Genomic DNA, 24,139 nt, shown 5'->3' on the forward strand with positions numbered 1-24,139 from the left:
ATGATCAACTCCTGTTCGCCGTATTTTCTCTTGTATGTATGTTTTTGATTTTTCACGTCTCAAACATAGCATTTCATTGCATAAAAAAAACCGATTTCCGGAAAGAAATCGGTTTGCTATGATGCAAAGTGTTTTTTTATCGTTTCCAGAGCATGCTCTGAAATAATCAGCTTGCCGTACTCTTCAAGACGGTGTATGCTGATTGAGGATTCATTTGCGTACTCCAACAGGATGCTTAGCTGATTTTCAACCTCTTCGTCAGTCATATTGCCAAAATCTACATATAAATAATATCGGTTCTCAAACGAATATAAAGTCGTTTTGCTTCCGTTAACGTTCAATTTAGATAGAGAAATAACATCCTCAAAATCGCCAAACCGCAAGACAAATTGAAGCTTTTGCTCCTTCTCTTCCTGATTGACGGCTTGCTCTTCTTTCTGGAAATCATCCAGCAAGGCGTCAAGATCCTCAGATGCTGGTTCTTGCTTTTTATCCTCAGGAATCGGCAGTTCGAGCTTTTGTCCGTCTTTGGAAAGCTGGGCTTTTGTGACGATGATTTCTAATCCTTTGTCCAGTGCCTGAACTTGAATCCAAAGAGGGCCTTCCACAGCAAATTCCTCTTCCTCATGAACTTCATCCATGACTTCCCAGAAAAGTTCTTCACTGCGTTCACGGTTATACCAAATTTCTTCTCTGTCAAAACCGCGATCTTCAATATCTCCGTAAGACATATAAAATTTTACTGTATGCTCGTTAATTCTTTCAATTTCCATTTGCCAACCTTCCCTTCTATATAAGATGTTGAAGGGACATCTAAGCTCCCGATTAATAGTACTTTACTACACTTTACCCATTCCGTCCACATCTTAACCTTGATGCAAGGCCAGTGTGAATTCCTTTGTATTTCTATTTTATGATAAAACAGTCACAAAAGAAATAAAAATGCACCTTCACCTAAAAAACGGCAGATCTGCGGCTCATATCATAAAATATGACCTGTCTCATATAGTAGTAGTACAAGCGATGGAACGAAAGCGAGGTGCCGATCATGGAGCATGACTATCTGATTTCTCTGCTTGTTATTGTTGGGATCGACCTGATCCTCGGCGGAGATAATGCGGTCGTCATTGCCATGGCCAGCAGAAATTTGCCGGACAAGCAAAGACAGCAAGCCATTATTCTCGGAACATTTATCGCCGTTGCCATGAGAATCGGATTAACAAGCGCAGCGGTATACCTTTTGAACATTCCGTTCTTGCAGTGCGCCGGCGGAATTTTCCTGCTGTATTTAGGATATCAGCTGCTGATTGAAAAAAAAGACACGCAGCACATCAAAAGCAGCACCTCGCTGTGGAGAGCGATACGAACGATTGTGCTTGCAGATCTCTTTATGTCGCTGGATAACGTCATAGCAGTTGCGGGAGCGTCACACGGTGAGTTTTCTCTCGTGGTCATAGGTTTGTGTGTATCGGTGCCGGTTATAATTTGGGGCAGCAAACTCATCCACATCGCACTTGAGAAAATACCGGTTCTGATTTACGCGGGAAGCGGTCTGCTTGCTTATACAGGAGGAGAAATGATTGTCAGGGACAAAAAGCTATCTTTTTTTATGGCGCAGCACGGCACAGTCGAAACGCTCCTCCCCATTTTAACGGTCGCGTTTGTCATCCTGGCGAGTATTTATTATCAGCAGGTGGAAAAATAAAAGAAGGCTGATCACTCAGCCTTCTTTCAGCGTGTCGACAAACCTTCGCATTCGTTGTCAGACCTGCGCGTCGGTGCTCACGAATAAACATATTCGTTGTGCTCCAATGCTCGGCCTTCCTAGACTTCAAAGGTTTTCAATCACGCTGAACTGAAAAGGTAACAAAATCCTAAAACAAAAAACCGTTTTAGGATTTTGTCAACTATCTAAAAAAGAAGGCTGATCACTCAGCCTTCTTTTGATGATACGATCTATTAGTTTGCCAAACGCTGTGCTTCTCTTAATTGGAAAGAGCGGACTTTTCTTGGCAGGAAACGTCTGATTTCGTCTTCGTTGTATCCGACCTGCAAACGTTTTTCGTCGATGATGATCGGACGGCGAAGCAAACCTGGGTGCTCGTTGATCAAGCGGTACAAATCTTGCAGCGGCATAGATTCAACGTTCACATTCAGTTTTTGGAATACTTTTGAACGGGTTGAGATGATTTCATCTGTTCCGTCCTCAGTCATTCGAAGAATTTGTTTTATTTCATCAATTGATAAAGGCTCAGAGAAAATGTTTCTTTCTTCAAATGGAATATCGTGCTCCTCAAGCCACGCTCTCGCCTTTCTGCATGAAGTACAGCTTGGTGATGTGTATAGTGTAACCATTCATCTTCACTCCTCTAATTAGTAGGATGAACATCTATTTTATTCTTAAATTGAAATTACTCTAAAAAAGGAATCTTTATAGGTATTATACTATAAAAAAGTAAGTGTGAACAGTATCCTAAGAAAAAAATGTGTCAATCCGGCAAATTTTTAATTTTAATGATATGTTCTAATTCTCAATTAGCTTAACTGATCGAAAATATTTTTTTGTTTTTCTTCATCAATGAGTTTTAGGACCTCATCTGTTTTTTCGTACGATTCCCCGTACCATTTCTCATCTTTATAAGTATGAATGTTTTCATATGTCTGTTTCATGGCTTCAAGAATTTCTTCTTCTGATTCTGTTTTCGGTGACCAGTACAGAATCTCCATCTTATTTACTTCATTCGTAGCCAATGACCGGCGCCGGTACCCAATTGACTGAGCATGTTTGAAATGCTCTCTTTGATAAAACCTCAGGCGTTTTTCTGTATCAGTATCATCTTCATCCACAGGCTCCACCTCGAGCAATATCGGCTTATTTTTCTTTTTCAGCTTCGCGATCAATTTGCCGCCAAGCCCCTGCCCTCTTGCATCCTTAGACACATACAGATAATCAACGAAGATAAAAGAATCGAATTCCGCAAACATTAAGATATGATGTTTGCCTTCATCTTTATGATAAATATCGCTCCGCTCTTTCAGAAGAGCTTCCATATGCGCTTTTGATTTCATTTCTTCAATTGGAAAGTACTCGCTAAGCTTTTCATACCAGTTCATTGATTTGCTCCTTATGAGTTCATTGTCTTCATACTTTTAGATATACCCCATTTCATATTGTTTAAACAGCTTTACATCTATAAAGACGTACAAACTTCCGCCATGGTTTCATTTTTTTTCAGCAAAAAACGGAGTCAGATGCTCCGTTCATTTTGAAGTGTATGTAAAAAGCTATCATTAAGCTTGGCTTTCCTGCTTGTACTGAAGCAGGCGGGGCTGCACCAGTGCAATAAGAAACGTCATGATATATAATGCAGCTGCCGCGATAAAAGCTGTTTTCGCACCCGCAGCATCAGCCACGAGCCCCATAATGGAGTAGGTGACGCCTGACCAAGGAGTCAAAATCGCATTTTTGGCAGCCATGATCCCGATACGCTTCTGCTTGGGAATGACCTCTTGCAGCATGGTTTCCTGGCAAATATCACGCACCTGATAAAAAGGCCCCATTGCAGCACAAGCCAGAGCGCATAAAAACGGGATTGGAGAAAATGAGAACAGAAGGGTCAGCACCGCCATCACAAGCGAGCAGAAAATAATAGCGTAGCCCATGTTCCGCTCAAAAAAAGCAGAAAAACGAATGGCAATCACACTGCCGACAATCGCACCTATAAAATAAGAAGCGTTAAACATCCCCCACCACACCTCTGTTTCATGCAAAACAGCCGCAGTAAATGCGAGAAGAATAGCAGACGACCAAACAGAACCCGCCAAAGCTTCTAACATGTCCATTAGAGTAATGTCTCTTACAATAGGGATCATCATTAAATCCTTCCATATACTTTTGGCAGATGCTTTTTCAGCTGTTCCATCAGTCGTTTTTTCATTTATATGAAGCACAATGAGGGAAGCTCCCGAAAGAACAAACAAGCAAATGGCTGCACCGACAACGAGTTCAAAAGGTACGGCATACGTCAGAAGGCCGCCAAGGCCCCAGCCTGCTGTTAAAAACAATTGATTCGAGAGGGAGATCACACCGTTCGCTTTCACATATTGCTCTTTTGGAACAATAATCGGCAGCAGCGCGAATCTTGCCGGCTGAAAAAAGGCGCCCGCGAAGGAAAAACAGAAGACAAACAGCAGCGTTATCCAAAAGAAAACCTGTTCGTGATGACTGACGCTAAAAGCCATCAGTATTGTAAAGACCGCTCTCAGCAGATTTGCACCCGCAAGCACCTTTTTAAAACCGAGATTGCGAAGCACTGGGGAGATGCAAAAGCTTGCCGCTATACTCGCAAACGACATGAACGATAAAACAAGACCCGCCAAAAAGACGGAGTCGGTCATTTGATAGACCCTGACCATTAATACGATTGTGACAAGGACTCCTGCTAAAGATTGAAGAGATTGAGACAGTAATAGCGCAAAAACATTTTTGTTATGCAGAAATTGAATCGTATTTCGCCTCCGCTTTTTCCTCTAATTGTAAATGTTATCACTCTCACTTTCTATGATTAAAAAAAATCCTTCAAGAGAAATCTCTTGAAGGATTTATGATTCATGAATAAGCTTTAAATTCTGCCTCCGTGCACATCACAAAATGTCCCGGTTTGACTTCACGGAATTCCATCGTTTCCCCATCTTTTAATTGATGGACGGACGGATCGTATTTCTGGCGGACGCGATTTCTCTCATAGTCCGGATCAGGAAGCGGAATCGCAGAAAGCAATGATTTTGTATACGGGTGAAGCGGATTTTCATAAAGCTCATCTGCCGGCGCAAGCTCAACCAACTTCCCGAAATACATGACTCCAATGCGGTCGCTGATGTATTTGACCATCGATAAATCGTGGGCAATAAACAGGTATGTGAGCCCTTTTTCTTTTTGCAGTTCTTTCATTAAATTCACGACCTGTGCTTGAATGGATACATCCAAAGCGGAAATTGGCTCATCTGCGATAATGAATTCCGGATCTACAGCGAGAGCTCTGGCAATCCCGATTCTTTGGCGCTGGCCGCCGGAAAATTCATGCGGATAGCGGTTCGCGTGTTCCTTGTTTAAACCGACTGTTTCCAAGAGTTCGTGGACCCGCTGCATCCGCTCTTTTTTCGTATTCGCCAGCTTATGAATATCGAGGCCTTCAGCAATAATATCAGCAACTGTCATTCTCGGATTCAGGGATGCATATGGATCTTGGAAAATCATCTGCATTTTGCGGTTGAATTCCAGCAGCTTTTTCCGCGATTTTTTCCCGTGCACATTTTCGCCGTTGAACAGCACCTCACCATCGGTCGCTTCGTATAGCCGAATAATGCTTCGGCCTGTTGTCGATTTACCGCAGCCAGATTCACCAACCAGCCCTAATGTTTCACCTTTATAGATATCAAATGATAAATCGTCTACAGCCTTAACCGTTCCTTTTGGCGTGACAAAGTGCTGTTTTAAATGTTTGATTTCTAATAGTTTCTCACTCAATTCATTCACCTTCTCTCACTAAGACAGGTTTTTCATAGGTATTTGCCAGTTTACGCATTTTCGCTTTTACCGCTTCAGGCGGCTCTACCTTTGGCGCGTCCGGATGAAGCAGCCACGATTTTACATAATGAGTATCGGACACCTTAAACATTGGCGGCTCCTGTTCAAAATCGATTTTCATCGCGTAAGAGCTCCGCAGCGCAAAAGCATCTCCTTTTGGCGGGTTTGTCAAATCAGGCGGCGTGCCCGGAATTGCAGTCAGCTGTTCTTCTCCTGAACTTTCCAGTGTCGGCATGGATGCAAGAAGCCCCCACGTATACGGATGTCTCGGATCGTAGAAAATCTCGTCTACCGTACCGGTTTCTACAATCTGTCCCGCGTACATGACAGCGACCCGATCAGCAACGTTAGCCACAACACCAAGATCGTGTGTGATAAAGATGATGGACGTGTCAATTTTCTTTTGCAAATCCTTCATCAATTCCAGAATTTGCGCTTGAATCGTTACATCAAGAGCAGTGGTCGGCTCATCGGCGATCAGAAGCTTCGGATTCGCCGCAAGCGCCATGGCGATGACAACCCGCTGCCTCATCCCGCCTGAAAACTCGTGCGGAAATTGGTTAACCCGCTTTTCCGGCATCGGGATACCGACTAATTCCAACAGTTCAACCGCGCGTTTTTTAGCCGCTTCCTTTGAAATTTTCTCGTGTTTAAAAAGCACTTCCGTAATTTGTTTGCCGACCTTCATCGTCGGATTTAAAGAGGTCATCGGGTCCTGGAATATCATCCCGATCTCTTTTCCCCGGACATTTTGCATCTCTTTTTCGGACAGCGGCACCAGATCCTTTCCTTCAAACAAGATCTCACCTCGTTTGAAATAACCCGGAGGCATTGGAATCAGCTTCATGATCGCTTGAGAGGTCACACTTTTTCCGGAACCTGATTCTCCGACAATGGCCAGCGTTTCTCCTTTATCCAGATGGAAATTCACTCCGCGGATCGCCTGAACCTCTCCGCCATATGTTTTAAATGAAATCGCTAAATCTTTTACTTCTAATAGGCGTGTCACCCGTATCACTCCCTTATTTACGTAACTTAGGATCCAATGCGTCTCTTAATCCGTCGCCGACAACGTTAAAGCCAAACATCGTAATGCAGATGAAACCGGCAGGGAAGAATAGACGCCACGGATAATAGGTCAATGCAGGCAATCCGTCAGAAGCCATCGTTCCCCAGCTTGCCAGCGGAGCCGGAACACCAAGTCCCAAATAGCTTAAAAAGGCTTCTGTGAAAATCGCAGTCGGAACTGTCAATGTCATCGTGACCAAAATGGAACCCATTGCGTTTGGCACGATATGTTTAAACAGCAGACGGGATGTTTTTGCACCAAGTGTCTGTGAAGCAAGCACATACTCCTGATTCTTCAGCTGCAGCACTTGTCCACGCACGATTCTGGCCATATTAATCCAGCCCGTAATCGTCATGGCAATAATAATCGTAAATAGCCCTTTCGGAAGAACAACCATCAGTAAGATGACCATTAATAATGAAGGAACTGCCCAAAGGATATCGGCGATACGCATCATAATTTCATCCGTTCTGCCTCCGCGGAAGCCTGAAATGCTTCCCCAAATCACACCGATCAGCAAATCAAGAACAGCGGCTGCAACACCGATAAAGATTGAGATTCGCGCACCTACCCAAGTACGGACGAAAATATCCCGTCCAAGATCATCTGTTCCGAACCAGTGATCTTTTGAAGGCGGCTTATCCGCATTTAAGAGATTAGTAGTTGAATAATCGTATCTTGAGAACATTGGCGCAAAAATTGCCATAAGGATAATGAGTACAATAATGATAAGCCCGACCATTGCAAGCTTATTGCTGCGGAAGCGAAGCATCGCATCTTTCCAGAGGGAAAGGCTCTTTTTACTTATTTTTTCTGCATCGCCGGCATTCGCTGCGGCTGGTTCAAACAGGTTTTTTGGAATGTTTTGCATGGCCTAGGCTCCTTTCTTTGCTTTTGAAAGCTTGATTCTTGGATCAATAATGCCATATAACACGTCTACGATTAATACACACAATAGCAAGATGACACTGAAGAACACCGTTACACCCATAATGACTGTATAATCACGGTTTGTAATACTGTTTACAAAGTGTGCACCAAGCCCCGGGATACCAAAGATGGACTCAATAATAAAGCTTCCCGTTAAGACCTGCGCTGCCATCGGGCCCATGTATGTAACGACTGGCAAAAGCGCGTTTCGAATGGCGTGCCGCACTGTAACTGCTGGACGGGACAGCCCTTTTGCTTTCGCTGTGCGAATATAATCACTGTTTAACACTTCGATCATGCTTGAACGAGAAAGTCTGGCAATAAACGCCATCGGCATGGAAGCAAGTGCGATTGAAGGCAAAAAGGTGTATGCCCAGGACTCCCAACCCGCGACAGGAAACAGATCAAGCTTCATGGAGAACACATATTGCAGAACAGCCGCCATGATAAAGCTCGGAACTGAAATGCCAAATATCGTTAAAATCGCCACGGTATAATCCTGCCACTTATTATGGTAAAGGGCTGCTATGACCCCAAACAATACACCTAACGCTAAAGCGAGGAGAATAGCTTCTGCTCCAAGAGTGAATGAAACGGGGAAACCTGAACTGATTAGGTCGTTAACACTCTGACCTTTATATTTAAATGACGGTCCGAAATCCCACATTGCAACTGATTTCAAATAACTGACGTATTGTACAAACAGCGGCTTGTCCAAGCCGTAATGCGCATTTAAGTTTGCTTCGATTTCAGGCGGAAGCTTTTTCTCACCTGAAAATGGCCCACCCGGTGCTGCCTGCATTAAGAAGAATGTCACAGTTACAATCACAAATAATGTGATAATCATATAGACTAAGCGTCTTCCGATATATTTTAGCAAGGGGGAACACCTCCATGATTTTTACATTTTTATACTCTTTCAGTAAGAAAGGTATATGGGAAATAGGTCCCCATATACCTTGAGGTTTTTGTTTTCACAAATAAGACTTATTGAAAGTACGAGTTTCTGAAATAAATTTCTCCGGTTCCAGTAATGATGGTTCCTTTCAGATTTTCGTCTTGCACCCAAGGAATCGTATAAAAATAAACTGGCGCTACAGGCATTTCATCAATGAAAATACCTTCTGCTTTTTTCAGCAGCTCTGCACGTTTTGTTGGATCAGTTTCAGTTTGTGACTGATTCAGAAGCTTTTTGAATTCTGGATTTTCCCAGCCAGTATCGTTATTACCTCCGTTTTTGTCACGGAACAACTCGAGGAAGTTAATAGGATCGTTAAAGTCGCCAAGCCAACCCATACGGCCGATTTGATAATCTTGGCTGTGAAGCTTATCAATATATACATTCCATTCTGAGTTATCAAGCTCAACATTCACGCCTAAATTTTTCTTCCACATTTCTTGCACGGCTTGAGCGATTTTCGCATGTGCATCATCAGTGTTATAAGACAATTTGATTTTCGGAAGGTCAGATGCCTTGCTTAAGCCCATTTCTTTCAGGCCTTTTTCAAGATATTCTTTTGCCGTTTTGACATCGTTGTCTTTGAAGTAGCCTTCTTTGTTATCCTCAAATCCCTTCATTGTCGGTGGCACCGCAGCCATTGCCGGGATTTGTTCACCTTGCGTAATGTTTTTAACAATCGATTGACGATCAATCGCATAAGATAATGCTTTACGGATATTTACATTGTCTAATGGCTTAGCTTCAGTGTTGAATTTGTACCAATAGACACCTGCCATCGGCTCAACATGTAAAGAACCGTCTTTTTTCAGGGTAGGAAGAGATTCTGTCGGAAGCTGTCCGAGCGGCAAACCGGCCCAATCAAGTTCGCCAGCTTGGAATTTTTTCAGTTCAGTATTGTTATTGTTGATCATAACCATACTGATTTTCTTCAGTTTGACTTTGTCTTTATCCCAATACTGATCATTTTTTTCAAGAGTGATAGAACCGCTGTGTTTCCATGCCGTCATTTTGAACGGTCCGTTTGATACATAATCATCTCCGGCATTTGTGTTCCATTTTTTATTTTTCTCTGCAATTTTCTTGTTGATCGGCATATACGTATAGAACGCTGTTAATTCAGTGAAATATGGAGTCGGGTTATTTAATTCAACCTTTAGCGTTTTGTCATTTACAGCTTTTACTGCCACATCATCAAGGCTGCCTTTGCCGGTATTCGCCGCTTCAGCCCCTTTTATGTAGTAAAGCTGGTAAGCGTATTGTGATTCGTTATTAGGATCTAGTGCCCATTTCCAAGCATATTCAAAATCTTGTGCTGTTACAGGGTCACCATTAGACCATTTCACACCATCACGAATTGTAAATGTATATGTCTTTCCATCTTTGCTCGTTTCAATTTTAGAAGCCATGCCTTCTTCAGGCTCACCATCTGCATTGATACGTGTCAATCCTTCAAAAGTCTGACGGATGACACCGCCTGATACTGAATCATTTGCCAATCCCGGATGTAAGGAGAACGGCTCAGTTTTAATATTAATGTTAAGTGTCGTCTTTCCTTTACTGTCCTTTTTCCCTTCACCGTTTGATCCGCTGCCGCCAAAGCCGCATGCGCTCAGCACGAGAGTGAAAATGAGCATCAACGTGACAATCGACCAACGCTTTTTCATTATCGCAAACCCCCTAATAATAATTTTTCAGCTCCTTACGGCTAAATCCTCAGAAATATCAGACAAATGAACCTGAGTTTCCATAACTTTTATTCTGTTCCGTCTTTTCTGATTATTTTTGTAAAAAAGCTGTAACAATAGAGTGAACAAGTTCATTATAATGAAACAAATAATTTATTGCAATATTATTTTATCAATTTAAAATATTTGAACTTCGTTAGTTTTTCTTCCACGAACATAATATCCTTCTACCATTTAAAGCATAAATTGATTAAAAACTATTTGATAAGTTTTCTATCCATATTGCTTTTTACATATAATATCTAGCTGTTTTCACGCTGATAGCAGTTATCATTTAGGGGTTTTACAGCACCAGTGGTATTTATATCTTTACAATGTTACTGGAAAAAAGAATGTTTTTTCATGATGACAATTGGTTATAATTGATTTATAATGAAGCAATCAAAAGAAAAGCGTGCTATGAAAAAGAGTAGTACACATTTCACCCGTTTGAAGAGAGTCTGCGGTGCTGGGAGCAGATAACGGGCAATGTGGAATGGACTTTGGAGCAGCTGACCGAAACCGAAAAAGTAGGCTCAGCCGGAGCAGTCTCCGTTACAAACGTCAGAGTGATTCCATTTTAATGGAATAATCAGGGTGGTACCACGGTTCATTCGTCCCTTTTTTATAGGGGAAGAATGGGCCTTTTTTATTATGTTTTAAGAAATGAGGTTGATGTTTTCATGAAACAAACGATTTTTTCAGGCATTCAGCCAAGCGGCTCCGTTACGCTCGGCAACTATATCGGTGCAATGAAGCAGTTTGTCGAACTGCAGCATGATTATAACAGCTATTTTTGCATCGTGGATCAGCATGCAATAACCGTGCCTCAAGACCGGCTTCAGCTAAGAAAGAATATCCGCAGTCTGGCGGCGCTTTACTTAGCTGTCGGACTTGATCCAGAAAAAGCAACATTGTTTATTCAGTCAGAGGTTCCCGCGCATGCACAGGCCGGATGGATGATGCAGTGTGTCGCGTATATCGGCGAGCTTGAACGGATGACCCAATTTAAAGACAAATCCAAAGGCAATGAAGCTGTTGTCTCCGGCCTGTTAACATACCCGCCGCTGATGGCCGCTGATATTCTGCTGTATGGAACAGATCTTGTGCCTGTCGGCGAGGATCAAAAGCAGCACCTTGAGCTGACGCGAAATCTCGCAGAACGCTTCAACAAAAAATATAACGACATCTTTACGGTTCCGGAAGTGAAAATTCCAAAAGTCGGCGCACGCATCATGTCTCTGAATGATCCGCTGAAGAAAATGAGCAAATCCGATCCGAACCAGAAAGCTTATATTACATTACTGGATGAACCGAAGCTTCTTGAAAAGAAAATCAAAAGCGCTGTGACAGATTCTGAAGGCATTGTAAAATTTGATAAGGAAAACAAACCAGGCGTTTCCAACCTTCTTACGATTTATTCAATCCTCGGCAATACGACAATTGAAGAGCTTGAAGCAAAGTACGAAGGGAAAGGCTACGGCGAGTTTAAAGGTGATTTGGCAGAAGTCGTGGTTAACGCACTAAAACCGATCCAGGACCGCTATCATGAACTAATTGAATCTGATGAATTAGACCGGATTCTCGATGAAGGCGCGGAACGGGCAAACCGGACAGCGAACAAAATGCTGAAAAAAATGGAGAACGCCATGGGCCTTGGCCGAAAAAGACGCTAATCAAAAAACCGCTCTTTGCAAAGAGCGGTTTTTTTAGTTTACCTTTGATTCATTTTCCATTTCCCATAGCTTTTCGAAAAAAGGCTGTCCTTTTATCAGGTTTTCGCAAAATGCCAGATGCTTGTCCGACCAGCCTTCAATTGTTTCGTTATACAGCATGTCCCAAATCTCTTCAAAGCTCATCCGTTTGATTTGTTCGTACATATGCGGGTTCCACTCTGTGTACCAGTAGCCGATTTCAGCGCGGTTTTTCAGCCCTTTTAATTGGTCCAGCGCCATAAACATCAGCTGCTTGATTTGCCGTTCTTTTCTTGTCAGCCCTCTGACGTGCTCTGGTGCTAATGATAAAATGTGATATTCTTTAGAGGATTCCAGCTTCTTTGGCTCAAATTCATATGTTTCAGGCTCTACATCTTTTACCATTTCATAAACGAGCTGCTCCTGCCTTGGGATCAAACGGCTTTTTCTGACAGGGATCGTGTAGCCGATCGTGTCGACAGCCAAAATGCCGATTCCGTCTGTTACAACAAAACAATACTCAAGCTTTGTCCGCTCATGATTTTTCCGAATGTACGATTTCTGATGTACGTCGTCAAGCAAACCTTTCGGAAGCTCAGACAAATCGTTTTCTATGTAATGAAACAGTACCGACGGCACCCTTAACAGCGGCACCTGATCCAAAAGCTCAACCGTATCTTCCTTGCGCCATTCGTGAAAGTGGCATACATTGTAGCCATTTTCTTCCCCTTCAAACCAATTGACCCACACATCATGAAGAAATAACATCTCTAACCCCTCACTTTTATAAAAACTGTTGTCCACAGTATAGGCAAGGGACAGAGAAATTATTCCAAAGAGATTGAGGAAATCTGGAATCGCTGGGTTTATGTAAAAATCACAAAAAGCAGATCTCTTTGTATATTTTCTGACAAAAAGAGATCTGCTTTTCTTATGATTTTGTTATATTTTATACCAGATATTATTTTCATTTTCATTTAATATTTTTTGGATCCAATGCATCCCGCAGACCATCACCGACAAAGTTGAAGCATAAAACGGTAATTAAAATGAATAGCCCGGGAAATAACGGGTACCACCATGCTTGAATCATTACTGTGAAATTTTGTGCGTCTTGAAGCATGTTTCCCCAGCTTGCGATTGGCGGCTGAATTCCGAACCCCAAGTAGCTTAACGCTGATTCAGCCAGAATGACAGATCCTACTTTCAGCGTCGCCGAGACGATAATCGGCCCTAACGCATTTGGCAGGATATGCGAAAAAATAATTTTGTGCGTCTTTGTCCCAATTGTTTTAGCGGCGAGAACATATTCTCTTGAACGAAGCGACAAGAATTCTCCCCTTACTAACCGCGCTGTCGTGGTCCAGCCTGTAAGACAGAAAATTAAAATTAGTTTGTCCACACCTGGCTTGAAGACGGTGACCAGCGTGATCAGTAAGAAGATATCAGGAATGGATAATACAATGTCGACCAGACGCATAATGACAGCATCGGCTATTCCTCTGAAATACCCAGCTAACGCCCCTAAAACTGTTCCGATCAAAATCGAACCGACTACAGACGCAAAACCAACCAATAAAGAGACACGCGCCCCATACAAGATCCGGCTGAAAATATCACGGCCGAATTTATCGGTTCCCATCAGATGTTCAAGGCCCGGTGCTTTATACTTATCAAGCAAGCTTTGTTGCTCCTGGGGGTAAGGTGCAATCAAGGGAGCGAAAACAGCCGACATAATAATGATAAACAGAATGACGGCACCTAGAATGGCCAGCTTGTTTTTCGAGAATTTTTCCCAGAAGATCTTGGTCATCGTATCTGGTTTTTTCGAAATGTTTTCTTTCAGTCTGATCTCCGGCGAGGGAGTTGTTTGCAACTCTGACATCTCTGTTTCCCTCCTCTTAATATTCGATCCGCGGATCAACAATCGCGTAAAGGATGTCCGCAATGAGGTTTCCGACCACGACAAGCACTGCCGAAATCACGGTCATTGCCATAATAACCGGATAATCACGCTGGAATGCCGAATCGACAAACAGCTTTCCTAACCCCGGCCATGTGAAAATCTGCTCTACGACAACCGCTCCGCCGATAAAGGAGGGAATCATTAAACCGAAGATCGTAATAACAGGCAATAGCGCATTTCGCAAGCCATGCTTAAATAGCACGCGATTTTCTTTAAAGCCTTTTGATCTGGCTGTTCGGATATAGTCTTGATTTAACACATCAAGCATATTTGACCTTGTGTATCTCGTTAAGCCAGCCATATCTGCCGTAGCTAACACAAATGCGGGTAATAACAAATGATGAATCCGGTCTAATAAGCTAAAATCCGTGTTAAGAGTAGCGACTCCCCCTGTCGGGAACCAGCCGAGGTTCACAGCAAACACCATAATTAAAATCAGACCGAACCAAAAGTTCGGAATGGCTAAACCGATAAATGAAGTAAATGTAATGCCATAATCCAGTTTTGAATAAGGTTTTTTAGCAGAAATCACACCAAATGGGATTGAAATGATCAGCGCCAATATCGTCGACACCAGCATTAGGAGGAGTGTATTAGGCAGCCTTGCTATAATCAGCTCTGAAACAGGCGTTCCTTTTCTGATAATGGACGTTCCGAAATCCCCTTGAACCATATTGCCTAGCCATTTTAAATATTGAACGTATTCCGGGTCATTCAGGCCGTATTTTTCAATAAACTGCGCTCTGTCTGCCTGGCTGATGGTAGGGTCCATCATAAGCGTCATCGGATCTCCGGGAGCCGCTTTCATAATGACAAAAGACAAAATTGTAATTCCTAATAAGATAGGAATTGAAGCTAAAGTTCTTCGAATGATATATGTAACCATATTCTTGTCCCCTTTGTGGTTCTTTATCAATATAGAAGGGGAAGGAAACGCACTCCCTCCCCTGCAAGGGAAAATTATTGGGCAAGCCACCATTTTTCAATCTGATATAGTGTACGTTTCGGATGATACACATAACCCTCTAAGTTAGCTGGCATCGCCATATGGTTGTTCGGATAATAAAGGAAGGTATATGGCTGATCTTCAGCAAGTTTTTGGTAAATCTTTTCGTAGGCTTTTGAGTATTCATCACGGTCGCTGATTGATTTTGCATCTTTGAGAAGCTTATCAACTTCAGGGTTTTTGTACCACATGTTATTTAAGCCTTTTTCAGACTGGCTAGAATGGAAGATATCATAGTGATCCGGGAACGTGGACAGGCTCCAGCCTAACACCATTGCGTCATAGTCCCAATTAGGGGCACTTGTCTGTTCTACTAACGCACTCCATTCAACTATTTGCGGCGTTACTTTAATACCGACTTTTTTGAGCTGCTCTTGAACAACAACAGCAATATCCTCACGCACTTTATTTCCTTGGTTCGTTTTCAGAGTAAACTCAAACTTTTTACCGTCTTTATCTAAGATGCCGTCACCGTCAGTATCTTCCCAGCCGGCTTCTTTCAGCATCTTCTTTGCTTTTTTCACGTTGTATTTAAATTTAGGCACTTCTACGTTTTTCGGATAGTTCCAAGAAGCCGGGCTTTCCGGAATATAAGCGACTTCCCCGTCTCCATCCAATACAGTTTGCACCATAGTTTCACGGTCTAACGCGGTGGTGAGTGCCTGGCGTACTTTTTTATCTTTAAAGAGCTCGTTTTTCTCATTCCAGCCGATATATGAGTAGCTCAGCGCCAAGTCTGTTACAACTTTGACATTATTAAACGATTCAGCTGTCTTATAGTCAGTTGACGGCACGTTAAAGAAATCGATGTCGCCGGCTTGAAGCTGGGCAACCGCTGCATTGGCGTCCGGAATGATTTTATACGTGACACTGTCTAAATACGGGCGTCCGTCATAGTAGTCATCATTGGCAACGAGCTTGACGTATTGGCCGTCTTTCCATTCTTTAAATTTGAAAGGCCCTGAGCCGATTGGATTTTTTCTATTAAAGTCATTATCCTCAAGCTCTGCAACCGGTACATCTTTTAAAATGTGCTTCGGCAGAATCCCATAGCTGTCTAACGTATTATTATAGAAGTTAGGATCTTTGTATTTCAGGGTAAATAAAACCTCGTAATCTCCCTTTTTCTCTACCGATTTCAGCATTTCAAAGTTAGAGCCGCGCTCTCCTTTGTAATCCTTATTCAATGGAATGCTGTACGTAAAGACAACATCATCGGCAGTCAGCTCTTCTCCGTCATGGAACTTAACGCCTTTTTTGATTTTCACGTCATATTTCAGTCCGCCATCCAGCTCTTTCACACTTTCCGCCAGTGACATTTTGACATTTAAATTTTCATCTGTTTTCGTTAAAAAACTGTAAATCATTTGTTCAATATCTGTACTCGATTCATCAGTTGAATATAATGAGTTGAAAAGTGTTGGCGCTCCGATTGAGCCAACAACCAAATCCCCGCCTTGCTGAGGTTTTCCGTTTGATTTTTTCTCGCTGCTGCTGCTCGATTTTGATCCCGAGCAGGCCGATAAAAAGATGGCCAGAACCATCAATACACTTAGCATCATCAGTGCGGTTTTCCGTCTTTTCATTAGATATTCCCCCTTTTGAAATGTTCGTTCCTCTCAGCTGTTGTTTATGTAGTGTGCATACCCCCTCTCAAAGCTGTGCGGGCAACAATTAGCCATAAAGGTGACAAGCCACAAAATGGCTGGGAGCAGCTTCTTTGAATTCTGGTATTTGTTCCTTGCATATTGGCTTTGCAACAGGACATCTCGTGTGGAAAACGCAGCCTTTTGGCGGATTGGCCGGACTCGGCAGTTCTCCCTTCAGGACGATGCGTTCACGTTTGACAGATCCTTTTCTTCTTGTAACCGGAACGGACGATAAAAGAGCTTGGGTATACGGATGGAGCGGATTGTCGTAAAGCTCATGCTTGCCGGTCAGTTCCATCATTTTTCCAAGATACATCACTCCGACTCTGTCGCTGATATGGCGGACGACACTAAGATCATGAGAGATAAATAGATACGTCAGATTAAATTCTTCCTGCAATTCTTCCATTAAGTTAATAACTTGGGCCTGAATTGATACATCAAGTGCGGAAACTGGTTCATCTGCGATGATCAGTTCTGGATTCAAAGTGAGCGCTCTGGCGATGCCGATCCGCTGACGCTGTCCGCCGGAAAATTCATGGGGATAACGGCTGGCAAACGACGGGTGAAGGCCTACTCTCGCAAGCAGTTCTTCGACTTTCTCGTTTCGTTCATGCATCGTATACATGTGGTGCGTATTAAACGGCTCCTTTATGATGGAACGCAGCGTCTTTCTTGGATTCAACGAGGCAAATGGATCTTGGAACACCATTTGAATATTTTTGCGGACACTTTTCCGCAGCTTCTCCTCTGACAGGTTGGAAATATCCTGTCCTTTAAAAAGGATTTGGCCTTCTGTCGGTTTGTACAGCCTGATCATCGTCCTGCCGGCAGTCGATTTCCCGCAGCCGGACTCTCCAACGATTCCGAGTGTTTCTCCTTTTTTTAACGAAAATGAAACACCGTCCACCGCTTTAACATCGCCTACTTTTCTTTGAAAAAGGCCTGAGCGGATCGGGAAGTATTTTTTTACGTCACGAAGCTCTAAGATTGTTTCTTGATTAGCTGCTGTCATGATTGTTCGGCACCCTCTTCCTCATATAAAAAGCATCTCACCGTTCTTCCGCTTTTGTGCGTCAAAAGCGAAGGCTGATTTGTCCAGCATTTATCCATGGCTTTCGGGCACCTTGGGGCAAATCGGCACCCCGGCGGCAGATTATCTGGTGTCGGCACGCTTCCTTTAATCGCATTTAATTTATCAATCTCTCCATCTATGACGGGAATCGACGTAAGCAGGCCTTCTGTATAAGGATGAAGCGGCTCTAAAAATAAGTCGTCAACGGTGGCGTTTTCCACGACTTGTCCGCAGTACATGACAATCACTCTGTCGGCTGCTTCCGATACGACACCTAAGTCGTGTGTGATGAGAAGTATCGACGTGTTGAACTTCTGGCAGAGATCTTTCATGAGCTCCAAAACTTGGGCTTGTATTGTCACATCCAGTGCTGTCGTCGGTTCATCGGCAATGAGCAGTTTAGGATTACAGCTGAGTGCGATGGCAATCATCACCCTCTGTCTCATTCCGCCGGACAGCCGGTGCGGGTACTCCTTCATCATTTGCTCGGCCCGGGAGAAACCGACCATCTGCAAGAGTTCAACAGCTTTTTGGCGAGCTTCTTTTTTCTTCATGTTTTTATGGTAAATCAGCACTTCGGTAATTTGTTCTCCGATTGTTAACACCGGATTCAGGGAGGTCATTGGTTCCTGAAAAATCATGGATACTTCGTTTCCGCGGATTTTGCAATAGTCGTTTTCAGTGAACGAGGTGAGGTCTTTGTCTTCGAGTTTAATAGAGCCGTCCATGATTTTTCCGCCTGAGCTTTGGACAAGGCCCATAATTGATAAAGAAGTAATGCTTTTTCCCGAGCCCGATTCACCTACAAGCGCGACGGTTTCGCCTTTGCTGATGTGAAAATCGACTCCGTCAACCGCAGGGATCGGCTCCTTTTTCCTGAAAAAATAAGTCTTTAAATTATTCACTTCTAAAAGTGTGCTCATGCTAGCTCCCCTTTCCCCCTCTTGTCAAACGTTTTCAAGAGAAAGCAATCCCTTTATTCAGAAATAATAAATAATATTGAATTATCGAAAAATTTTATAGTTGTATATTATTACAATCATTTTGCAAAATCAAGAATTTTTTAGGATAAATGTAATATTATTAACGAAATCCCATTATTTTATTCTTTTAAAGCGTTGCATTCAAAAAGGTTTCGGCAGGGATGGACAGCCCGTCTGTCGTGTTTGCTTTGTTGGCCGTTAAATACTTTTTTACAATATTGAATCCGACTGCGTATCCAAGCATTTTGGGCTGATATCCTTTGCCGAATAACAGCTGTGAGAATAATCGATTGTCCCGTTTGATATCCTGGTGGGGCGCAATCTTTTTGTCATATAAAGCTTGCAGCTGCTCCGGCGTATACCAAGACGTCCATTCAGCCGTTTGACTTCGGCCGAACCTCTCATAAACAGCATATTCTGCCAGCCCTTCCATGATGATTGTATCAAGTAATGTGACATCCTTTTCCTCTTTCGTCAGATGATCTAACCGGCAAACGTGGTGATATTCATGTGTGATCAGAGCAGATACCGATGCAAAATCTAAATTTGACGAGAGAAAGAGGAACATTTTGTCTTGAAAGGCGAGTCCTGATTTTGATCCGAATTCTAAACGAATTCTCTTGTTTCGTTCATCAACCGGCAGCGTGACAATTGGTACATCAGGCCCTTGCCATTTGTTTTTGAGGTACTGTTCTTCCTTTTGAATATGCTCGTAAAAACCTTTTTCTTTCAGCTTAGAAGCAGTCTGAATGCCCTCTTTTATGTTTTTAAACATCCCATGATGCTGAAGGTGTCCCAGAATGCCTTTCCAGTTCTTTTTCTCCACACCTGAAAAAAGCGGGACAATGTAATGGGCCAAATCATCTATTGAAGCAGCCTTCCCGAGCCAGCTATGTGTTTGTTCCACACTCATGTGATCGCCTCCCCTTTTTATTCTATGCGCACAAAAAAAACCGGCTACCCTTTAAGGGCAGCCGGTTTGGCTTGATTATGATTGATATTTCTTAAAGATTAATGTTGCATTGTGTCCGCCGAATCCCAATGAGTTGCTGAGAACATAATTGAGATCCTGTCTGCGGGCTTCATCTGGCACATAATCTAAATCGCATTCTTCATCAGGTGTTTGAATATTGATTGTCGGCGGGATCATACCTTCTTTAATGGCAAGCACAGAGAAAATCGCTTCAATACCGCCAGCTGCTCCTAAGAGGTGGCCTGTCATCGATTTTGTAGAGCTTACCGCAAGTTTATGCGCATGCTCGCCGAATACGGTTTTAATCGCCATTGTTTCGTATTTGTCGTTGTAGTACGTGCTTGTCCCGTGAGCATTGATATAATCAATTTCTTCAGGCGCGATGCCCGCATCTTTAATGGCTTCTTGCATCGCTCTCGCTCCGCCTTCACCGTCTTGTGCCGGCGCTGTGATATGATAAGCGTCTCCTGTTGAGCCATAGCCGACAATTTCTCCGTAAATCTTTGCGCCGCGGGCCAGAGCATGTTCAAGCTCTTCAAGAACGATAATCCCTGCACCTTCACCCATGACAAAGCCATCACGGTTTTTATCGAACGGGCGGCTCGCTGTTTTCGGATCTGGATTAGTAGACAGCGCTTTGTTGGCACTGAAGCCCGCGAATGACATTCTTGTCAGCGGCGCTTCAGTTCCGCCTGTGACCATAACGTCTGCATCGCCGCGCTGAATGACTTTAAACGCGTCACCGATAGAGTTCGTTCCTGTAGCACATGCTGTAACCGTACAAGAGTTAACCCCTTTTGCTCCTAATGCAATAGAAATCTGGCCTGTCGCCATATCGGGAATCATCATTGGCACGAAAAACGGGCTAACCCGTCTCGGTCCTTTTGTTAAGAAGATTTCAAATTGAGACTCTAGTGTTTCAAGTCCCCCAATGCCGGAACCTACCCAAACACCGACTCTTGGCGCGATCTCATCCGTAATCTTAAGATCTGCGTCTTCAACCGCCATTTTTGCAGCCACAACCGCATATTGTGTAAAACGGTCCATTTTTCTAGCTTCTTTTTTATCCATATAATCTTCAACATTGAAGTCTTTCAATTCAGCGGCTACTTTTGCCGGATATTCTTCAGCATCAACACGAGTGATCGGACCGATTCCGGACACACCGTTGATTGCGTTATTCCAACTTGTATCGACATCGTTGCCAAGCGGAGACAATGCTCCGAGCCCTGTAACAACTACTCTTTTTTTACTCATCTTGTGTGCACCTCTCACCTTTTTTTATCGGCCCCAGCGTATTGCAATGGCGCCCCAAGTTAATCCTCCGCCGAATCCTACCATGACGACCACATCGCCATCTTTGATTTTACCGGCTTCCAATTCTTCTACGAGAGAAATCGGAATGGATGCGGCAGAAGTATTTCCATATTTATGAACGGTTTTAGACATCTTTTCGGCAGGAAGCTCCAAACGCTCACGTGCAGCTTCCATGATGCGGATGTTCGCCTGATGCGGAATCAAAAAGTCGACGTCTTCTTTTGAAAGTCCGGCTTTTTCGATGACATTAACACATGATTCTCCCATTTGGCGGACTGCAAATTTAAAAACTTCTCGTCCATTCATGATTGTATGTCGTTTTTCATTGAGATACAAGTGCTGACCGCCTGTGCCGTCTGCTCCAAGTTCAAATGAAAGGATCCCTCTGTCATCACTGACTGGTCCGACTACCGCAGCGCCAGCTCCGTCACCAAACAGAACGGCTGTGTTGCGGTCTTCCCAGTCTGTAATGCTTGAGAGCTTTTCTACACCGACAACAAGGACATGTTTGTACGTTCCGGATTCAATAAATTGTTTACCGGTGACCACCCCGTACATAAAGCCAGCACAAGCCGCGCTGATATCCATAGCACACGCTTTCTTCGCGCCGAGCTGTTCTTGAATCATACAAGAGACCGTAGGAAATGACTGATCAGGTGTAACAGTTGCAACCAGGATCATATCCAGGTCCTCAGCAGCCACTTCAGCTTGTTCAAGCGCTTGTTTTGCAGCTGCAACAGCCATATGTGATGAAAAGACGTCGTCTGCGGCGATTCTTCTTTCTTCTATTCCTGTTCTTGTACGAATCCACTCGTCAGAAGTTTCAACCATTTTTTCAAGATCATGATTTGTTAAAACCTTCTCAGGGATATAACGTCCCACTCCAAGTATTCCAGCTTTCATAAGGGAAGACTCCTTTATATAGTAAATTTAGAAGATCAATCAGGTTGTGATCAATTATTAGTATCAGGTACTAATTCTATCCTATTTTTTTTCACATGGCAATATATTCGTCTAAACTATCAGTTCATCTTACTCATACAGTATGGTATATGGAAAAGGAGGCGTATACAGGTGGATATATTTTCAAAGATGATGTTCGGCGATAACGCAAAACAAAACCCAGAGAAGGAAGAAGTGGAGGAGGAGGTTTCCCGGACAAACGAAGAAGAGACGATTGATTACATGTATATTATGAACCAAATCGGTTCGATTATGAACTCTCTCGATCAAATCAAGCCCGCTCTCAAGGAGCTCGCACCTATGGTTTCCGCTATTAAAAAGAAAATCAAGTGAAAAGCCACTTTCGAAAAAGTGGCTTCTTTTTATTCGGTTTCAGATTTCGCGTCAGACTTGCCAAGCTCATAAGCTTCCGCCATTACCGTTGTAAATAGATTCATAAACGGCTGTATGGCCTCCATCGACAGCTCAATGCCTGATTTTTCAAGCTGTTCTTTCGCTTCAGGCAGATATTTCATGGCAATTTGCAAGAACTCAAGTGATTTTTCGTGCTGCATGTGACGTCACTCCATTACTCGTTTTTTGGCAGTTCGCCTGTTTTGTTGTACGTTTTGATCAGCTTGGCGATTCTTTGCTGAAAGTCTTTATCGACAAGCGGGCTGAATGTTCCCATTTCAACAACTCCCGTTTTCAGGTCGTAGTAATGATCGCCGCCTTCAAGGGTGCCTTTGTTGAATTGCTCAGCGATGATTTCATAAGCCTTGTCCACATTTTGCACCGTGCTGGTTAATACGGTATTCTCGCCCAGATCCGATTGATCTGTGACGTATCCGATGGCATAAAGGCCGTCTTTTTTGATTTGCTGAATGACAGGAACATTATACCCATCTCCGGCGGGATACACAACATCCGCGCCTTCGTTCTTCATTTTCTGATAAAGCTTTACTGCTGTCGTATCATCATCCCAATGATCCGTATATTTTGTGTTTACTTCTATATTCGGATTTTCATATTTGGCCCCTTTGATAAAACCGTCAACCTCCGGCTGCCACGTAAAGGAAGCAATCACGCCGACCTGATTCGTTTTCGACATACGGGCAGCTGTCATTCCTCCAAAGAAACCCATTGCTTCGCCGCTGAAATGGACACTCGTCACATTATCAGCTTTTGCTTTAGCATTAGAAATGACGAATTCCATATCTGGATAATCTTCACTGACCAAGTTAAACACCTCTGCATATTCACTCCCATGGCCATAGAGGAGATTAACGCCCCGCTTATGAAAATCCTCAATCGCATTTATAATATCTTCATCTGTTTTAACGCCTTCTTTATAGTAGACATCCACATTATATTTTGATTGTATATTCAGTAATCCTTTATACCCTTTTGTGCCCCATACGAGGTCATTAATCGTATCAGGAAAGAGCATGCCGACCTTCTCAATTTTTCCTTTAAACGGAGTTTGTCCACAACCGCTTAATAAAAGGAGGACAGAAAAGATCATGACAAGCCTTGTGATCAAGTCATGTTCAACTCCTTTTGACAAGCTATAACATGTATCATTTTTATACGTTTATTGTATCTAGAAAACTCGAAACATGGAAGGTATTTCTTAATATTTGTCGAAAATTGATGAAAATTGTCTTTTCCACTCGGAAATTTTTGCTTTTGCTTCTTCTTTTGAGGTTTTTTCTGTGACTTGCAAATCAAAAAACTGATCTTTGCTATCGCGGCTTGATTCAAGCAGGAATCTCAGCAGCTCGTCAGCCACATCGTCTGTGTAATAGCCGTCTACCTCGATTTCTTCTTTCCACGGCCCATACATTTTCGGCAGGATCACCGTTTTTTCTGATCCCTTTTTTTCACGCTTTTCCCATTCTTTTCGGTCTTGTTCATATATTAATATATAGGGAGAATTAAATTGGTCTAAAGGCAAAAAGCCGCCGAACTGGATACAAATTGTATCATATTTTTGATCTCCAATGTGTTCAAGCTGGCGAAAGAGTCCATTTCTCCCAAGCCACATGAGTCTTTCTTCTAAGTACATTTGTCTCATTTCATCTTCTGTTTCCGCCAGAATGACGTCAACATGTATGCCTTCATTCATCATTCGCTCGCATAATGAAAGGCCGAAAAATTCGTCCGCACCTACAATCAGCGTTGATTCCATTGCATCTGCCGCCCTTCCGGTTTTTCTATTCCCAAAGCAAAAAACAGCCTCCGCAAAAGAGAAGGCTGTTGT

25 protein-coding genes, 1 pseudogene and 1 other annotated feature are annotated in these 24,139 nt (G+C 43.0%); of the genes and pseudogenes, 4 read left to right on the forward strand and 22 right to left on the reverse strand.

Going from position 1 to position 24,139, the window contains the following annotated elements; genetic code table 11:
* Positions 1–122: pseudogene (locus tag AC0C66_RS13765) on the forward strand (hypothetical protein).
* Here AC0C66_RS13765 and mecA read toward each other — a convergent pair.
* The gene (gene mecA / locus AC0C66_RS13770; protein ID WP_014113374.1) at positions 117–773 is read right to left on the reverse strand and encodes an adaptor protein MecA; all 657 of its coding nucleotides are present in this window, start codon (positions 771–773) and stop codon (positions 117–119) included. The pseudogene AC0C66_RS13765 and the gene mecA sit on opposite strands and share 6 nt — an antisense overlap.
* Positions 740–865 carry a hypothetical protein gene (locus AC0C66_RS13775; RefSeq protein WP_120698858.1) on the reverse strand — a complete coding sequence of 42 codons (126 nt, stop codon included), beginning with the start codon at positions 863–865 and terminating at the stop codon, positions 740–742. The genes mecA and AC0C66_RS13775 overlap by 34 nt, the downstream gene beginning before the upstream one ends.
* Before the next feature lie 183 nt (positions 866–1,048).
* On the opposite strand from AC0C66_RS13775, the gene AC0C66_RS13780 reads away from it, so the two are divergent.
* Positions 1,049–1,705 (forward strand): TerC family protein, encoded by a 657-nt coding sequence (locus tag AC0C66_RS13780; RefSeq protein WP_041905005.1) that lies wholly within the window; start codon positions 1,049–1,051, stop codon positions 1,703–1,705.
* A gap of 254 nt (positions 1,706–1,959) precedes the next feature.
* On the opposite strand, the gene spx is transcribed toward AC0C66_RS13780, so the two are convergent.
* The 8 genes from spx to oppA all read right to left on the reverse strand — a co-directional run bounded on the left by spx (position 1,960) and on the right by oppA (position 10,211).
* On the reverse strand, positions 1,960–2,355 hold the full coding sequence (gene spx / locus AC0C66_RS13785) for a transcriptional regulator Spx (protein ID WP_003239281.1): 396 nt from the start codon (positions 2,353–2,355) through the stop codon (positions 1,960–1,962).
* A 180-nt stretch (positions 2,356–2,535) separates the two neighbouring features.
* Complete coding sequence (locus tag AC0C66_RS13790) at positions 2,536–3,114, reverse strand: GNAT family N-acetyltransferase (RefSeq protein WP_003224597.1); 579 nt, start codon at positions 3,112–3,114, stop codon at positions 2,536–2,538.
* Positions 3,115–3,291: 177 nt separating this feature from the next.
* Positions 3,292–4,506 carry an MFS transporter gene (locus tag AC0C66_RS13795; RefSeq protein ID WP_072182807.1) on the reverse strand — a complete coding sequence of 405 codons (1,215 nt, stop codon included), beginning with the start codon at positions 4,504–4,506 and terminating at the stop codon, positions 3,292–3,294.
* 103 nt (positions 4,507–4,609) lie between these two features.
* A complete protein-coding gene (gene oppF, locus AC0C66_RS13800) occupies positions 4,610–5,527 on the reverse strand; it encodes an oligopeptide ABC transporter ATP-binding protein OppF (protein ID WP_072182806.1) in 918 nt (305 codons plus the stop codon).
* Between the two features lies 1 nt (position 5,528).
* Entirely contained in the window at positions 5,529–6,605 is a 1,077-nt protein-coding gene (oppD, locus tag AC0C66_RS13805) for an oligopeptide ABC transporter ATP-binding protein OppD (protein WP_072182805.1), read from the reverse strand.
* A gap of 4 nt (positions 6,606–6,609) precedes the next feature.
* Positions 6,610–7,527: an oligopeptide ABC transporter permease OppC gene (oppC, locus tag AC0C66_RS13810; protein WP_014113369.1), complete on the reverse strand. Its 918-nt coding sequence runs from the start codon at positions 7,525–7,527 to the stop codon at positions 6,610–6,612.
* Between the two features lie 3 nt (positions 7,528–7,530).
* A complete protein-coding gene (gene oppB, locus AC0C66_RS13815) occupies positions 7,531–8,466 on the reverse strand; it encodes an oligopeptide ABC transporter permease OppB (RefSeq protein ID WP_014113368.1) in 936 nt (311 codons plus the stop codon).
* Positions 8,467–8,573: 107 nt separating this feature from the next.
* Positions 8,574–10,211 (reverse strand): oligopeptide ABC transporter substrate-binding protein OppA, encoded by a 1,638-nt coding sequence (gene oppA / locus AC0C66_RS13820; protein WP_014113367.1) that lies wholly within the window; start codon positions 10,209–10,211, stop codon positions 8,574–8,576.
* Positions 10,212–10,682: 471 nt separating this feature from the next.
* Positions 10,683–10,896: a binding site (T-box leader), on the forward strand.
* Positions 10,897–10,954: 58 nt separating this feature from the next.
* On the opposite strand from oppA, the gene trpS reads away from it, so the two are divergent.
* Positions 10,955–11,947: a tryptophan--tRNA ligase gene (gene trpS, locus AC0C66_RS13825; protein WP_003224581.1), complete on the forward strand. Its 993-nt coding sequence runs from the start codon at positions 10,955–10,957 to the stop codon at positions 11,945–11,947.
* A 33-nt stretch (positions 11,948–11,980) separates the two neighbouring features.
* Here the strand turns inward: trpS and AC0C66_RS13830 are convergent, their stop codons facing one another.
* The 9 genes from AC0C66_RS13830 to fabH form a co-directional block, all read right to left on the reverse strand.
* On the reverse strand, positions 11,981–12,733 hold the full coding sequence (locus tag AC0C66_RS13830) for a YjbA family protein (RefSeq protein WP_014113365.1): 753 nt from the start codon (positions 12,731–12,733) through the stop codon (positions 11,981–11,983).
* Positions 12,734–12,938: 205 nt separating this feature from the next.
* Positions 12,939–13,850 carry an oligopeptide ABC transporter permease AppC gene (gene appC, locus AC0C66_RS13835; protein ID WP_061188361.1) on the reverse strand — a complete coding sequence of 304 codons (912 nt, stop codon included), beginning with the start codon at positions 13,848–13,850 and terminating at the stop codon, positions 12,939–12,941.
* A 16-nt stretch (positions 13,851–13,866) separates the two neighbouring features.
* A complete protein-coding gene (locus tag AC0C66_RS13840; protein WP_024120910.1) occupies positions 13,867–14,817 on the reverse strand; it encodes an ABC transporter permease in 951 nt (316 codons plus the stop codon).
* Positions 14,818–14,891: 74 nt separating this feature from the next.
* Entirely contained in the window at positions 14,892–16,523 is a 1,632-nt protein-coding gene (locus AC0C66_RS13845) for a peptide-binding protein (protein WP_061188360.1), read from the reverse strand.
* Between the two features lie 88 nt (positions 16,524–16,611).
* Entirely contained in the window at positions 16,612–17,601 is a 990-nt protein-coding gene (appF, locus tag AC0C66_RS13850) for an oligopeptide ABC transporter ATP-binding protein AppF (RefSeq protein WP_072183264.1), read from the reverse strand.
* Complete coding sequence (gene appD, locus AC0C66_RS13855) at positions 17,598–18,584, reverse strand: oligopeptide ABC transporter ATP-binding protein AppD (protein WP_061188358.1); 987 nt, start codon at positions 18,582–18,584, stop codon at positions 17,598–17,600. The genes appF and appD overlap by 4 nt, the downstream gene beginning before the upstream one ends.
* A 187-nt stretch (positions 18,585–18,771) precedes the next feature.
* A complete protein-coding gene (locus tag AC0C66_RS13860; protein ID WP_072183382.1) occupies positions 18,772–19,557 on the reverse strand; it encodes a DUF2268 domain-containing putative Zn-dependent protease in 786 nt (261 codons plus the stop codon).
* 75 nt (positions 19,558–19,632) lie between these two features.
* Positions 19,633–20,874: a beta-ketoacyl-ACP synthase II gene (fabF, locus tag AC0C66_RS13865; RefSeq protein WP_014113358.1), complete on the reverse strand. Its 1,242-nt coding sequence runs from the start codon at positions 20,872–20,874 to the stop codon at positions 19,633–19,635.
* Positions 20,875–20,898: 24 nt separating this feature from the next.
* Positions 20,899–21,837: a beta-ketoacyl-ACP synthase III gene (gene fabH / locus AC0C66_RS13870; protein WP_072183381.1), complete on the reverse strand. Its 939-nt coding sequence runs from the start codon at positions 21,835–21,837 to the stop codon at positions 20,899–20,901.
* A gap of 165 nt (positions 21,838–22,002) precedes the next feature.
* Here fabH and yjzB point away from each other — a divergent pair, with 165 nt between their 5' ends.
* A complete protein-coding gene (gene yjzB, locus AC0C66_RS13875; RefSeq protein WP_072183380.1) occupies positions 22,003–22,230 on the forward strand; it encodes a spore coat protein YjzB in 228 nt (75 codons plus the stop codon).
* Positions 22,231–22,259: 29 nt separating this feature from the next.
* Here yjzB and comZ read toward each other — a convergent pair whose 3' ends face one another.
* The 3 genes from comZ to AC0C66_RS13890 form a co-directional block, all read right to left on the reverse strand.
* Positions 22,260–22,451 (reverse strand): ComG operon transcriptional repressor ComZ, encoded by a 192-nt coding sequence (gene comZ, locus AC0C66_RS13880; protein WP_003224559.1) that lies wholly within the window; start codon positions 22,449–22,451, stop codon positions 22,260–22,262.
* 14 nt (positions 22,452–22,465) lie between these two features.
* Positions 22,466–23,419, reverse strand: coding sequence for a transcriptional regulator Med (gene med, locus AC0C66_RS13885; protein WP_061188356.1), 954 nt, complete (start codon positions 23,417–23,419; stop codon positions 22,466–22,468).
* 90 nt (positions 23,420–23,509) lie between these two features.
* Positions 23,510–24,067 carry a hypothetical protein gene (locus AC0C66_RS13890; protein WP_072183379.1) on the reverse strand — a complete coding sequence of 186 codons (558 nt, stop codon included), beginning with the start codon at positions 24,065–24,067 and terminating at the stop codon, positions 23,510–23,512.
* Positions 24,068–24,139: the final 72 nt, after the last annotated feature.

Source organism: Bacillus sp. VA13 (assembly GCF_055710085.1).

Bases quoted from the DNA above. Each gene is read 5' to 3' on its own strand.
- mecA (WP_014113374.1), bottom strand. From the start codon at position 773: ATGGAAATTGAAAGAATTAACGAGCATACAGTAAAATTTTATATGTCT.
- AC0C66_RS13775 (WP_120698858.1), bottom strand. From the start codon at position 865: ATGTGGACGGAATGGGTAAAGTGTAGTAAAGTACTATTAATCGGGAGC.
- AC0C66_RS13780 (WP_041905005.1), top strand. From the start codon at position 1,049: ATGGAGCATGACTATCTGATTTCTCTGCTTGTTATTGTTGGGATCGAC.
- spx (WP_003239281.1), bottom strand. From the start codon at position 2,355: ATGGTTACACTATACACATCACCAAGCTGTACTTCATGCAGAAAGGCG.
- AC0C66_RS13790 (WP_003224597.1), bottom strand. From the start codon at position 3,114: ATGAACTGGTATGAAAAGCTTAGCGAGTACTTTCCAATTGAAGAAATG.
- oppC (WP_014113369.1), bottom strand. From the start codon at position 7,527: ATGCAAAACATTCCAAAAAACCTGTTTGAACCAGCCGCAGCGAATGCC.
- oppA (WP_014113367.1), bottom strand. From the start codon at position 10,211: ATGAAAAAGCGTTGGTCGATTGTCACGTTGATGCTCATTTTCACTCTC.
- trpS (WP_003224581.1), top strand. From the start codon at position 10,955: ATGAAACAAACGATTTTTTCAGGCATTCAGCCAAGCGGCTCCGTTACG.
- AC0C66_RS13830 (WP_014113365.1), bottom strand. From the start codon at position 12,733: ATGTTATTTCTTCATGATGTGTGGGTCAATTGGTTTGAAGGGGAAGAA.
- appC (WP_061188361.1), bottom strand. From the start codon at position 13,850: ATGTCAGAGTTGCAAACAACTCCCTCGCCGGAGATCAGACTGAAAGAA.
- AC0C66_RS13840 (WP_024120910.1), bottom strand. From the start codon at position 14,817: ATGGTTACATATATCATTCGAAGAACTTTAGCTTCAATTCCTATCTTA.
- AC0C66_RS13845 (WP_061188360.1), bottom strand. From the start codon at position 16,523: ATGAAAAGACGGAAAACCGCACTGATGATGCTAAGTGTATTGATGGTT.
- appF (WP_072183264.1), bottom strand. From the start codon at position 17,601: ATGACAGCAGCTAATCAAGAAACAATCTTAGAGCTTCGTGACGTAAAA.
- appD (WP_061188358.1), bottom strand. From the start codon at position 18,584: ATGAGCACACTTTTAGAAGTGAATAATTTAAAGACTTATTTTTTCAGG.
- AC0C66_RS13860 (WP_072183382.1), bottom strand. From the start codon at position 19,557: ATGAGTGTGGAACAAACACATAGCTGGCTCGGGAAGGCTGCTTCAATA.
- fabF (WP_014113358.1), bottom strand. From the start codon at position 20,874: ATGAGTAAAAAAAGAGTAGTTGTTACAGGGCTCGGAGCATTGTCTCCG.
- fabH (WP_072183381.1), bottom strand. From the start codon at position 21,837: ATGAAAGCTGGAATACTTGGAGTGGGACGTTATATCCCTGAGAAGGTT.
- comZ (WP_003224559.1), bottom strand. From the start codon at position 22,451: ATGCAGCACGAAAAATCACTTGAGTTCTTGCAAATTGCCATGAAATAT.
- AC0C66_RS13890 (WP_072183379.1), bottom strand. From the start codon at position 24,067: ATGGAATCAACGCTGATTGTAGGTGCGGACGAATTTTTCGGCCTTTCA.